Annotated in this window: 8 protein-coding genes; 3 read left to right on the forward strand and 5 right to left on the reverse strand. The window is 40.3% G+C overall.

The features are described from left to right. Nucleotides 1-920: 920 nt before the first annotated feature. Complete coding sequence (locus tag AC2SLT_RS04505) at nt 921-3,830, forward strand: heavy metal translocating P-type ATPase (RefSeq protein ID WP_486546441.1); 2,910 nt, start codon at nt 921-923, stop codon at nt 3,828-3,830. A gap of 292 nt (nt 3,831-4,122) precedes the next feature. On the opposite strand, the gene AC2SLT_RS04510 is transcribed toward AC2SLT_RS04505, so the two are convergent. Beyond that, on the reverse strand, nt 4,123-4,845 hold the full coding sequence (locus tag AC2SLT_RS04510; protein WP_486546442.1) for a Bax inhibitor-1/YccA family protein: 723 nt from the start codon (nt 4,843-4,845) through the stop codon (nt 4,123-4,125). A 722-nt stretch (nt 4,846-5,567) separates the two neighbouring features. On the opposite strand from AC2SLT_RS04510, the gene AC2SLT_RS04515 reads away from it, so the two are divergent. Continuing rightward, complete coding sequence (locus AC2SLT_RS04515) at nt 5,568-6,557, forward strand: NAD(+) kinase (protein ID WP_486546443.1); 990 nt, start codon at nt 5,568-5,570, stop codon at nt 6,555-6,557. Between the two features lie 254 nt (nt 6,558-6,811). Continuing rightward, nucleotides 6,812-7,117, forward strand: coding sequence for a YeaC family protein (locus AC2SLT_RS04520; protein ID WP_486546444.1), 306 nt, complete (start codon nt 6,812-6,814; stop codon nt 7,115-7,117). Nucleotides 7,118-7,292: 175 nt separating this feature from the next. Here the strand turns inward: AC2SLT_RS04520 and AC2SLT_RS04525 are convergent, their stop codons facing one another. From AC2SLT_RS04525 to alaS, 4 genes are all read right to left on the reverse strand, one after another. After that, entirely contained in the window at nt 7,293-7,667 is a 375-nt protein-coding gene (locus tag AC2SLT_RS04525; protein ID WP_486546445.1) for a HopJ type III effector protein, read from the reverse strand. 86 nt (nt 7,668-7,753) lie between these two features. Continuing rightward, nucleotides 7,754-7,999, reverse strand: coding sequence for a carbon storage regulator CsrA (gene csrA / locus AC2SLT_RS04530; RefSeq protein ID WP_486546446.1), 246 nt, complete (start codon nt 7,997-7,999; stop codon nt 7,754-7,756). Between the two features lie 610 nt (nt 8,000-8,609). Further along, nucleotides 8,610-9,893 (reverse strand): aspartate kinase, encoded by a 1,284-nt coding sequence (locus AC2SLT_RS04535; RefSeq protein WP_486546447.1) that lies wholly within the window; start codon nt 9,891-9,893, stop codon nt 8,610-8,612. A gap of 282 nt (nt 9,894-10,175) precedes the next feature. After that, the gene (gene alaS / locus AC2SLT_RS04540; RefSeq protein ID WP_486546590.1) at nt 10,176-12,893 is read right to left on the reverse strand and encodes an alanine--tRNA ligase; all 2,718 of its coding nucleotides are present in this window, start codon (nt 12,891-12,893) and stop codon (nt 10,176-10,178) included. Nucleotides 12,894-13,210: the final 317 nt, after the last annotated feature.

Below are 13,210 nucleotides of genomic sequence, written 5' to 3' on the forward strand. Positions count from 1 at the left end.
AAGACACTATTTCTTAAAAAGTAGGATTAAATAGAATGACTATTTAGCCTTATACCCCGTTCTCAACTTATTAACATTCAATTTAGGCTGGTCCTTTTAGCCGTGCAAATAAAGACCTTTAATTAAAAACGCTGGGCTAAAACCACCGCCTACGTTAAGAGTTGATAATGAGGTCCTTATATATCCTCGCAATGATCTATTTTATTCTAAAAATTTCAAAATTCAGCGTATGAATACAGATTCTTTGGTCAACACAGTCTTCAATTCCTAGCCTTCAATGTGTATTAAGCTATGGCGCCAAACTATCTTGTAAAACTATCATGTCAAACTATCGCGTCATAAAAATAAGCTCCACTATCCTTACAATAAACTGAAACGATGTATGGTTATGAAAGAATGACAGTTAGCAGAAGGTCTTAGGAGTGAGATTCCTGATACAATATAGGTGACTAAATAGTGACATTGCATAGGCTACGGTAGTGCAATAATTTGTATGAGAACCTGTAAAGACACGAACTCATAGGACTGACGCAAGACCAAATTTAAAAAGTGAGAAACAATAGGGGCTGTATAGAATTGATTCATGGTACAGGCGGCGGCTATTTTATAGACAATATGCAGTGAAATTTTTGACGATTAGTCAGTCTAAGTTAGACAATTTCGCAATAAATTGGCATAAAATAGTTCCGCCTCTGAGAACGGATTAAGCAAAGCACTGCTTTGCCCGTTCGCAAGGCGAGAGCTATGCTCGAGTTAGGCTGATGCTAAAATTGCTCCAGACGGTGTTGCAAATCTAGCTAAGGTCTAGACATTATCGTCGTTTTGCGCCTAGTCTAGGTCAATTTTAGCTATCAGCAGTCCTAATTAATCAATTCTATATAGCCCCTAAGCAAGCAACAACCAGTAGGAAACAAGATAACTTGAAGCAAAATAGTGTAAAAGAACAGCCAGTTGATAAGTTACATCATAATTTCTCAGAAGATATTGATGAGTTGGTGTTACCGCCTGACGGACATTGCTTTCACTGTGGAGAGCCAGTTCCTAACCCTCCGTTTACGGCTAACGTGTTGGGTGAATCACGTTTAATGTGCTGTATGGGGTGTCAGCTAGCGGCAGAAAGTATTGTAGATGCCGGTCTCGAACAATATTACTTAGATCGCTCAGAGATAAATCGTACTGCCAGCTTGCCAACTGAGCTTGAACGTTTGCAAGCCTATGATCATGATGATATTAAATCGCAATTTGTGTATAACTCTCAAGGGAAATCTGTTGCCGAGCTTTCTGTCAGTAACTTGCGATGCGCAGCTTGTACTTGGCTAATTGAAAGTCGTATGTATGAATTAGAGGGCGTAGATAAGTGCCAAGTTAACTTAACCAATCAGCGTATGCGTGTGGTATGGGACGAAGATAAACTGCCGATTAGTGATATCTTGGCCACCGTCAATAAAATTGGCTACGAAGCTAAGCCTTATCGGCAAGATACCCATGAAGCAATGCTTGAGCGTAATAATAAAAAAATGATGATACGCTTGGGTATTGCAGCCTTGGGTGCCATGCAAGCGATGATGTTCGCCGTTGGTATGTACTTCGGTAATTATAGTAGCTATGGGGGCATGCTTTTAGAGCAACGTGACTTTTTACGTTGGGTCTCCTTATTTGTCAGCATTCCAGTATTTTTCTATTGCGCTGTGCCGTTTTTTTCATCTGCTTGGACGGCAATAAAATTGCGCCAAGTTAATATGGATGTCCCCGTCAGTATTGCCTTGTTTGTAACCTTTTTTGCCAGTCTTTATGCCACACTTACTGGCAGTGGTGAGACTTACTACGACTCCGTCAGTATGTTTGTATTTTTCTTATTAGCGGGTCGTTATATAGAGCACAATGCCCGTCTAAAAGCCGCCAACATGGCCAATGATTTGGTAGTGGTGGAGCCCACCTTAGTACAAAAAATTACCAGTGTCCCAGAGCTTGTCGCACAGATAAATTCGTTCAGAATATCAGAACCCAGCACAACACTCAGTGACTCTGAAACGAGCTACTTTCAAGCACGTACTAGTGATGAAAACGCAGTATTATTAACGCCCTCTCAAACAGAACACCTCAAGCAGCTAGGTCAATTAATACAGTTAGCTCAAAGATCTAAGCAGGCAGACGCTCATGCAAGTGATAGCGATCGTGACCTCGAAAAAGAAACTAAAAATATAATCAAAAATGCAACTAAAAAAGAAACTAAATCAGTCACTGCTAATGCGCTAAATATTGGCGATGTCATTATGATTGAGGCGGGTAGTGAGGTAGTGGCAGATGGCATATTGTGCAGTGAGACTGCCACCGTCTCTCAAAGCTTACTGACTGGTGAGAGTCTACTAATCGTAAAGCGCAGAGGTGATAAAATTATCGGCGGATCTCAAAATGACAGCCAGCCTTTTATAATGGTGGTCACAGAGCTACCAGAGAACAGTCAGATTGCCCTAATAGATCGCTTAATGAATCGGGCCATGAGTGAAAAGCCTCAAGTCGCAGAGCAAGCGGATAGATGGGCGCGGTGGTTTGTGGCTCGTATATTATTGTTGTCCATCTTTGTCTTTATAGGCTGGTACTTTGTCGATCCGTCACAAGCCCTATGGTCGACAGTAGCAGTGTTAGTCGCCACTTGTCCTTGTGCATTATCCTTAGCCACACCGATAGCGCTAACCGTATCTACCAATAGGCTGGCAAGTTATGGGTTTTTGACGACTCGTGGTCATACTATCCAAACGTTAGCCGAAATAACCCATGTGGCCTTTGATAAAACGGGCACCTTAACCTATGGTAAACCAAATCTTCAATATATCGATAATCTAACAAGAGATACTAACGTCTATGCAGGACGCGCAACTCAGGATTCTAAATCCCTTACATTGACTCATGACGAGGTACTATCCATTGCTGCTGCGTTAGAGATTGGTAGTCGGCATCCTATTGCCAGTGCCTTGTTAGATGCTGCCTATCAACTGCACCTGCCTGCTGTAACAGAGTTGCAACACCATGCAGCAGGAGGCGTTGAGGCAGTGGTAAGTGATATTGGCGGTGATTATAAGTATCGATTGGGTCATGTCGATTTTGCTTTGAATAAAGACATCAAAGATATTGACGAGAGTCTACATGTAGATGACATTGGAAATATGACCTATCCCTTAGAGCTAGATCAACATCAGGCGAGTACCGCGGTTATGTTAACTTGTCGCTTGACTACAAACCCTTGTGATGAAAAAGCTAGTAATGAAGAAGAATGGCAACCTATCGCCTTGTTTTATTTTAACGATAAGACCCGTGATGGTGTAGGGAAGATGATATCAGCTCTTCACGCTCAAGATATTAAAACAGTTGTCTTAACAGGTGACCCCAGTAAACATGCGCAAATAGTGGCGAAGCAACTGGGTATTTTTGATGTTCGTTATGGTCTATCTCCCTCAGACAAAGTAAATCATATTAAGCAGCTTCAGCAGCAAGGTCACGTGGTAATGATGGTGGGTGATGGCATTAATGATGCACCGGTATTGGCAGCGGCAAATATTTCAACTGCAATAGCGGGTGCTGCTGATTTGGCACAAGTCTCCAGTGACAGTGTGATTTTAAATGGTAAAGTATCCTCTGTTTATGATGCCAAACGCATTGCAGATAAAGCGCATAACATTATCGGACAAAACATACGCTGGGCCATTGGCTATAATTCATTGGTGTTATTACCGGCAGCTTTCGGCTATGTACCGCCTTGGTTGGCTGCTATAGGCATGTCCTTTAGCTCACTGGTAGTTGTGTTAAATGCCCTACGGTTAAAACGTGCTTAACTTCTATGTTTAAGTATTTAATTTCTATATTTAAGTACTTAATTTTTATGTTTAAGTATTTAATTTCTATGGTCACGTGGAGTAGTGACGTACTGGATAATAAGCAAATCTAGGGGGTAAAAAAAGTATGAAATTTTGACAGGCAGAATAATGAATAAAATAGATGACAAAGTGAATCAGCGTGAGCGTTTTTCATAAAAAAAGGGGGCATTAAATGAATTAACGCCACCCTTTTGTATTAGCAACTTGTATTAGCAATAGATCTAAAGCTTAAATCAAAGTCACATCAAGCTTAATCTTGGAAGTGACTTAATAGACGCATGAATTCAAAGTACATCCATACTAGTGTGGCTAAGATACCGATAGCAAATATCCATTCGTACTCTTCAGAAACACCTGCTGCAACACCACGTTCTATATTATCGAAGTCTAAAAGTAAGCTAAATGAGGCAATCACCACCACAAACAAACTAAAGCCAATGGCGATGAGACCACCAGTTTGGAAAAGGAAAGGCAGAGTAGAACCAAATAAGATGAAGCCCCACTGAACGATGTAGATGAGCATAATAGCGAAAATAGCAGACATCATAATTGAGCGGAACTTTTCAGTGACTTTAATCATACCAGAGCGGTATAAGCCAAGCATGACTGCAGCCGTTACAAAGGTAGCCGCTAATGCATTGGCGGGTATACTAGGGTCAATACTCATAAATAATAAGGAGACACCGCCTAGAAATATACCCTCCAATATGGCATAGGGCGCTGCTAAAGATTTGGCCTTTTGTGGTCGAAAAGCCATGTACAATGCTAAGCCAACGGCAGCAAACATGCTACCGAAGGAAACCATGTGAGCCATGCCAAGACTCATGCCACCACTCATGATAAAAAAGAAAAAGCCTAATGCAGCGATGGCACTTAAACCTAACAAGAAACTGGTTTTGTGTACCACGCCTTTGACGGTCATCGCTCTACCGCCGACGGCAAGTTCAGTACGACTGACAATAGGATTTGCCATAATCTTGATTCCTTTAAAAGCTGATAATTATCTTAAATATGACACGAATACTATTTAAACCATAACTAAAATAGTTTTAAAAAATAAGTTAAAGTTTAATAAGCATATTTGTTGACTATAATAGCTTATATGGATAAGTCTAGTAAAGATATATTGAATCTGTCATATGTTGGGCTATTGCAGCACCATTATCTTCTCTAAGCAAAGAGTTAAGTTTCAAAATTAAATAACCTCAAATCCATACTATTTTGCTATTAGTCAGTAAATATTCAATTGCTCATAGACTTGACTAAACATAACGGACATTTAACCCAGGGCCATTTGGAATTAAATCGAGCGGCTGAAGATAGATACAACTTTACGATTCGGTTTAAAGGTGCTAAGTAGGTCTGATATTAGTGAAGTAAATCCAATAATGTGGTACGCTACGACCTAACATTAAGGAGACTGAATTAGGTTTTTAAAATCCTAGTGTGGATAACCAGTAAGGATAAAAAAACGTGATTCAAATATAGACTATGGTGCCGTCAAATATAGTGACGTAACGCAATTCTTTATGTCGGCAGATGCACCTAATAAGAACCTAACCTCTTTTTTTCGTTAACCGTATACTGCTGCTTTTAGCGACAGTTAATGATTAGGGTACGATTTATAGATGCCTGCTCGAAGAACGTTTAAACTCTATTGAAACTGTTAACGACCTATTTTATAAGCTGAATTCTATGGAAAGCTCTTTGCAGTCCGATATATCACCTAACTTATCTGCTACACCTCATTCTCATTCTGTAAAAAATCCGGCCTTTAGGCAGATAGGTCTGATGGGGCGAGCTCGTAAACGCGGTGTCATCACCACCATTCATGAAATTAGTCAGCGAGTCAATGAAATGGGACTTAATCTCATGATTGATGCTGAAACCGCAGGATTACCAGACTTAGACATTGAAAAGCTAAATAATATTCAAATTGTGAAGCGCAGTTTATTAGGTCAAATATGTGATTTAGTCATCGTGGTGGGTGGGGATGGGTCCATATTGCAAGCGGCCCAAGCATTATCACGCTACAAAGTGCCTGTTTTAGGAGTGAACCGAGGACGTTTAGGGTTTTTAACGGATGTAAACCCAGATGAGGTGGATATAAAACTTCGCCAAGTTCTGATGGGCGACTATCAGTTGGATCAGCGGTTTTTATTAACTATGGAAGTGCGTAAAGATGGTGAAATCCTGCATCAAGATATGGCCTTAAATGATGTGGTTTTACATGCGGGAAAATCAGTTCATATGATTGATTTTCAGTTAAAAATTGATGGTTTAGATGTGTATCGCCAACACAGTGATGGGTTGATTGCTGCGACGCCAACCGGTTCCACTGCGTATGCGTTATCAGGAGGTGGACCTATTATTCATCCTAGTCTTGATGCCATATGTTTGGTGCCAATGCACCCTCATACCTTATCAAGTCGACCTATTGTCGTCAGTGATAAGAGTGAAATTATCATTCGTATTCATAAAGATAACCGAACGCAGCCTATGGTTAGTGCTGATGGTAAGCCAAGTATTCCCTTAGAGCAAGACCATCGGTTACATATTCGCAAACACCCTGACAAATTGACATTATTGCATCCACCTGGATTTGACTTTTATAAGGCATGTCGTACTAAGTTGAACTGGAATGTTCATGCAGAAGAGTTCACGTTAGATGGAGAAGATGATTAAAATCTGTTTGAATATCAGAAATGTCTTCTCAAAGTTGGTTATACCGCTTCTACGAAATACTTCATCCTTGTTAGACTTATTTAGGCTATCTTAACTTGCTTATTGTAGTGTTTACATTTTGTAGCGTTGGTATTGGACATTCTTGTTCGGTTGATTTTTAGATTTGGTATTCGTTTAAATTTTCAGCAAATGGTATTAAATAAGCGTGTTTAAGTTCTATCATTTTTGCTCCTTTTTTTGTAGAGAGGTTTATCATGAATAAAGAAGACGTTTTAGCGGCAATGACACCGGAGTTGGTAGAGTCATTTCGTGCTGCAATAGAATTAGGCAAGTGGCCTGATGGTCGCAAACTTACCGCTGAGCAACGTGAAACTTGCTTGCAAGCGGTGATGATTTGGGAACATGAAAACCTACCGCCTGAAGAGCGTATTGGCTATATTCATAAGCCTGTCAAAAAAGATGGCAGTGTGGTGGGCGAGGAGTGTGATGTCGAACATGACCGACATTACCCTAATTTACCTAACCCATCTGGCAATATTCAGCCCGTTAAGTTTCGTTAGGTATGTGAAGCATTGTATAAGCGACTTAATAATATAGGGCGTGTGGAACATTCGACCATGGCTATCAGCAGTGCTAATTTGCGAATGTTCCACACGCCTTAATAAAAAAAAGACTAACTTTATTTAAAGTTAGTCTTTTTTTGCGTGAATTGAAAACTAGTCGCTAAGTAAACGATTAGATATTTTTAACATCGACGCTAGGACGGAGGGTTAATGGATTTTTTTCCATTAAGAATGCCTGCCAACCCCAGTGAATAAAGTTTCTAATATTGGGATGATCGGTACCATTTGGGGACGCTAATACAGAATCGTAATGCTCACCAAAAAGTTTTAAGGTATCGAGCTGATTTAGATTATGCAGTTTAGCAAAGCCAAATACTTTAGCGCTACCTTCATTTTCCCCTATGTCATTATGAACATCACCATTGGTAAAGCTCACTGGGGTGTAACGGTAGAAGTCATCGATGAAATTTAGCACATCGTTAAAACTTATAGCCTTTTTACTTAGTCCATTTAATAGCGCAGACACATCAGAACTACGAATACTCATAATCGCCTCATTAACCATTTATTAACTAAGATGTAAATGACAATCCTTTAATATACTAACTTTTATTAAAAATATTAATAAAAATGCTATCTATTAAAGAAGTCATCATCATCAAATGACGTCGGAAAATTACCTTGCTCTAAATGTTTCATTTGCGATTGCATAGCACGTTCATGCTGAATACGCTGATAAATCTCTTCACGATGCACCGCAATGTCCTTGGGAGCATTGACGCCAATACGGACTTGATTGCCTTTTACGCCCAAAACAGTGACGCTTACTTCGTCACCAATCATTAATGTTTCACCCACACGACGAGTTAAAATTAACATGCGTCACACTCCTTATGTCGCAATAAAAAATATTGGCGAATGCCAAAAAATAAATTAGTCATAACGTTGCCCATTTAGTTTGCCCTTAATAGAGGCGACCTTTAACCTCAAAAGCCCTGTTGAAATATCAAAACGATAAAACACATGTTTTAAATACTATGACATTAATGTACGTAGTAATTTCAAAGTGGCATTGAGGTTAATGATGTATTTGCCCTAAGTAGAAGTTTATATTAGCAAAACAGCGAATTTAAACTTTACTTAAATACATCTATATAGGCCGTAATCAAACGGATTATTATAAGTCTTTAAATGCCATCTGTCATTTAGCTTTCTAAACTTGTAACATTATATATACGCTTAACTGAGATTAGCGATTTAAAACTGAGCATTTTAAAACTAAGCTTTATTTTCCAAAAAAGTGATAAAGTTGTTTAAATGACAATAAAAATCCTTTAAATCTAGATAACGCATTAAATCTAACAGATAGCACAAATATTATACCAGTTTATAACTGTTTAAACATTTGAATAGCTCATGGTTAAAACACTTAAACAATTGAATAGAATGGTATTTATTATATATTTTAAAGACTTTAATCAACAAGTAGCTAGATACCTGCTACTTTACTTTCCCCTTCTGCTCTATCTAATCCGAAGGCGGTGTGCAGTGACTTAACCGCTTTTTCAAGATGCTGCTCTTTAATCAGCACAGATATTTTGATTTCACTGGTTGAGATCATTTGAATATTGATGTTATTTTCTGCCAAAACTTGGAACATCTTACTGGCAACACCTGCATGAGAGCGCATGCCAACCCCTACCAATGATACTTTTACCACATCGCTATTACCATGAATTTCCTTAGCTTCAATATCTTGTTTGATATCTTCAAGAATACTAATCGCTTTTTCGAAATCTGGACGGTTGACCGTGAAGCTAAAATCTGTCATGCCTTGATCAGATAGATTTTGTAAAATCATATCTATTTCAATATTAGCGTTACTAATTGGGGTTAAAATAGACGATGCAACACCGGGGTGATCAGGGACGCCTCGCACTACAATTTTAGCTTCATCTCTATTAAATGCTATACCTGAAATAACGGGCTGTTCCATGTCGTCTCCTTCGTCTACTGTAATCAGTGTGCCAACGTTTTGGCGGAATGCTTCATCAAAGCTACCATCTTGACCTTCATCAAAGCTTGAAAGTACCCTCAACGGTACTTGGTATTTCCCAGCAAATTCCACAGCTCGAATTTGTAATACTTTTGAGCCAAGGCTTGCCATTTCAAGCATTTCTTCGAAAGTTATCTTATCTAATTTGCGCGCTTTAGAGGTAACTCTGGGATCAGTTGTGTACACCCCATCAACGTCGGTATAAATTTGACACTCATCGGCATCTAGAGCAGCTGCCAGAGCCACGCCTGTGGTATCAGAACCGCCACGACCTAGAGTCGTAATATTGCCCTCAGCATCGATACCTTGAAATCCTGCCACTACCACAACGTTACCGTCATCAAGCTGAGCTCTGATTTTCTTATCATCAATAGCTTCTATACGCGCTTTAGAGTGGGTGTTATCAGTACGGATAGCGACTTGACCACCTGTAAATGAACGGGCGCCGATTCCCAACTCTTGGATCGCCATAGATAATAGAGAAATAGAGACCTGTTCCCCAGTTGATACCATTTGATCATATTCTCGAGGATCAGGCATTCTACTAATTTGATTGGCGAGATCGATTAATCGGTTCGTTTCACCGCTCATGGCTGAAACGACGACAATAACCTGATGTCCATGGTCATGCCAGCGCTTTACTCGCTTAGCAACATTTTTGATGCGGTCGATACTTCCCATCGATGTACCGCCGTATTTTTGTACAATCAACGCCATGATAAACCCTTCAAATTAAATGTTGGTTGTCTTCACTTTACTATTAAGGTAGCTAATATTAATATCGCTATCGCCGTTAGCAAGAGGGATGACAAGTTCGTTAAAATAACGCACTATACCCAGTTATAAGAACTAGGGATAGAGCTAATATTAACATGATTAGTCAGTTTATATTTAACAACCTAAGACACTAAGACCACAGTAAAATGCCAATCACAGTAAATGATGAATTAAGCGATAGTCAATGTGGTAATAGATATTAACTGCTTTTACTAAGTTAGATTAGCTAAGCTGTGTAGCAAGCCATTCTGGTAGCTTAGTCATAACTGACTCAAGATTGTCACTATTAGGCGCGCCACCTTGCGCATAGTCAGGCTTGCCACCCCCTTTTCCGCCCAGTTCACTCGCTAAATGACGGATGATATCACCCGCTTTAATATCGCTTGTTAACGATTTGCTAACTGAGGCAGCTAATGCTAACTGATCGTCTTTTTCGCCAACGAGTATGATGATAGTGTCTTGTAACTTGGACTTGATATCATCCATAAGACCTCGTATAGCCTTGCCGTCAATACCCGCTACTTTGGCAATCAATACTTTTTTATCTGCAATCGTTTGCACGTCATCCACCAAAGTAGCAGCTTGGGCGCTGGCTATTTTTTGATTGAGACGTTCGATCTCTTTTTCAAGTTCGCGTTGTTTGTCCGCCATACTTTGCACACGATCAGCGACTTCAGGACGTTTGGCTTTAAGCTGGTTGGCAAGCGTTGTCAGTTGATTATCAGCTTGCTGCACATAACGTAGGGCGCCCATACCGGTTAACGCTTCAATACGTCTGATACCCGCAGCGATACCCGACTCTGAGGTGATTTTAAATAGACCAATATCGCCTGTACGCTGAACATGTAAGCCACCGCATAACTCGATAGAGAAGGGTTTATCTACCCCGTCTTGATAGTCATGGGTTCCCATTGTCAAGACACGGACGGTCTCACCATACTTCTCACCGAATAAAGCTGCCGCCCCTTTTTTCATCGCCTCATCAATGTTCATAAACTCAATTTGGGTTTCAACGTTGGCTTGAATCTGTTCATTAACCAACCGTTCAATGGTTAGCAGATCTTGCTGGCTGACGGCTTGATCATAAGAGAAGTCGAAACGAAGAACCTCGCTTGAGACCAACGAGCCTTTTTGAGTCACGTCATTACCCAGTACTTTACGTAATGCGGCATGCAATAAGTGAGTTGCAGAATGGTTTCTTGCACTCGCCGATCGTATCGCTGAGACAACATGCGCTTCAGCAGATTGATTGGGTTTGATATCTCCCATATTCACGACGCCATGATGAATAATGGCTTGACCTGACTTTTTGGTATCCTCGACATGGAATACACCAGAGCTGGTATGGATGTCACCCATTTCACCAACTTGACCACCCCCTTCGGCATAAAAGGGCGTGCGATCTAAGACAATAACACCTTCATCGCCTTCATGCAGCTCTGTGACTTCTTTACCCTCTTGATATAAGCCAATAATAGTGATGTCTTTGGCTTCAAGACTTTCATAGCCGATAAATTCGGTAGGTTGTTCCACTTTAATTGCGGATGAATAATCGACATCAAATTTGCCCGCATCACGGGCACGTTGACGTTGGATATTCATTTGCTCATCAAAGCCTGCTACGTCAATGCTAATATCACGTTCACGTGTAATATCAGCCGTCAAATCAACCGGGAAGCCATATGTATCATAAAGTTTAAAAGCGGCTTCACCAGACAGCACGTCACCTGCTTTCAAGCCTTCGAGTTCACTGTCTAATAAGCGCAGGCCTTGTGCCAGCGTTTTAGCAAACTGAACTTCTTCTTTTTCGATTGCTGACTCAATAAAGGACTGTTTTTCAACCAATTGCGGATAAGCATGTCCCATTTCTTCGACTAATGGTGCCACCATTTTGTAGAAAAAGCTGTTATCTGAGCTCATATCTGCACTGAGCTTATTGCCATGGCGAACCGCACGACGAATAATACGACGTAGCACGTAACCACGGCCCTCGTTACTCGGTAATACACCATCTGCGATTAAGAAGCTCACTGCGCGGATGTGATCGGCAATGACTTTTAAAGAAGCTTGGTCCTTATTTTGAATACCTAAGATATCGGCTGCACTATTCATAAGATTTACGAATAGGTCAATCTCATAGTTACTATGGACACCTTGTAATATAGCACTGATGCGTTCAAGGCCCATACCTGTATCGACACTAGGGGCGGGTAGGGGTTCCATACTACCATCAGGCTGACGATTGAACTGCATAAATACACAGTTCCATACTTCGATATAACGGTCGCCATCTTCTTCAGGTGTGCCTGGTAGGCCACCTTCTACGTCTTCGCCATGGTCATAAAAAACTTCAGAACATGGACCACAAGGACCAGTATCTCCCATTGCCCAGAAGTTGTCCGAAGCATAAGGAGCACCCTTATTATCACCGATACGGATAATACGATCAGCGGCAAGACCAACATCTTTATGCCAGATATCGAAGGCTTCGTCATCACTTTCGTAAATGGTCACGTACAATCTATCAGGATCTAGCCCTAACCACTGCTTTGAGGTTAAAAACTCCCAAGCGTAACTTATGGCTGCTTTTTTGAAATAATCTCCAAAGGAGAAATTTCCTAACATCTCAAAGAACGTGTGATGGCGAGCGGTATAGCCGACATTATCTAAATCATTATGTTTACCGCCAGCACGGACACATTTTTGTGAGGTCACCGCACGGGTATAATCCCGTTTATCAATACCTAAAAAGCAGTCTTTAAATTGGTTCATCCCTGCATTGGTAAAGAGCAAGGTCGGGTCATTATAAGGAACCAAACTTGAGGAAGGCACAGGGGTGTGTTGCTTACTGACAAAGAAGTCAATAAAAGATTGACGAATCTCTGCCGTACTAAGAAAGAGGTTAGAATTTGGCGATACAGAATTTGAGGGGTTAGACACAGACTGAGTCACAAGAACTCCTTAAGGATTGGCTGATAGCTAAAGGTTTAATACTATAGTCAGCGAACTACTAAACGGTTACGGCGTTAACCTCGTTAAACCTACTCCAGTAGTAGTTGCACTCGGTTGCCTTGTAACCATTTTAGACTTCTTTGACTATATAATAATAAATAATAATTCAGAAAATAGTTTTGAGACTGTTATATCGGACTTACCCAGCGTTAAAAAAAGTATAAATTAAGCAATTTATGTCATTTCTATTATTAAGATCGATATATTTAAACGCTAAACAAGGTCAGATTTTAAACATAGTTCTA

This window comes from Psychrobacter sp. CX18 (assembly GCF_057396215.1).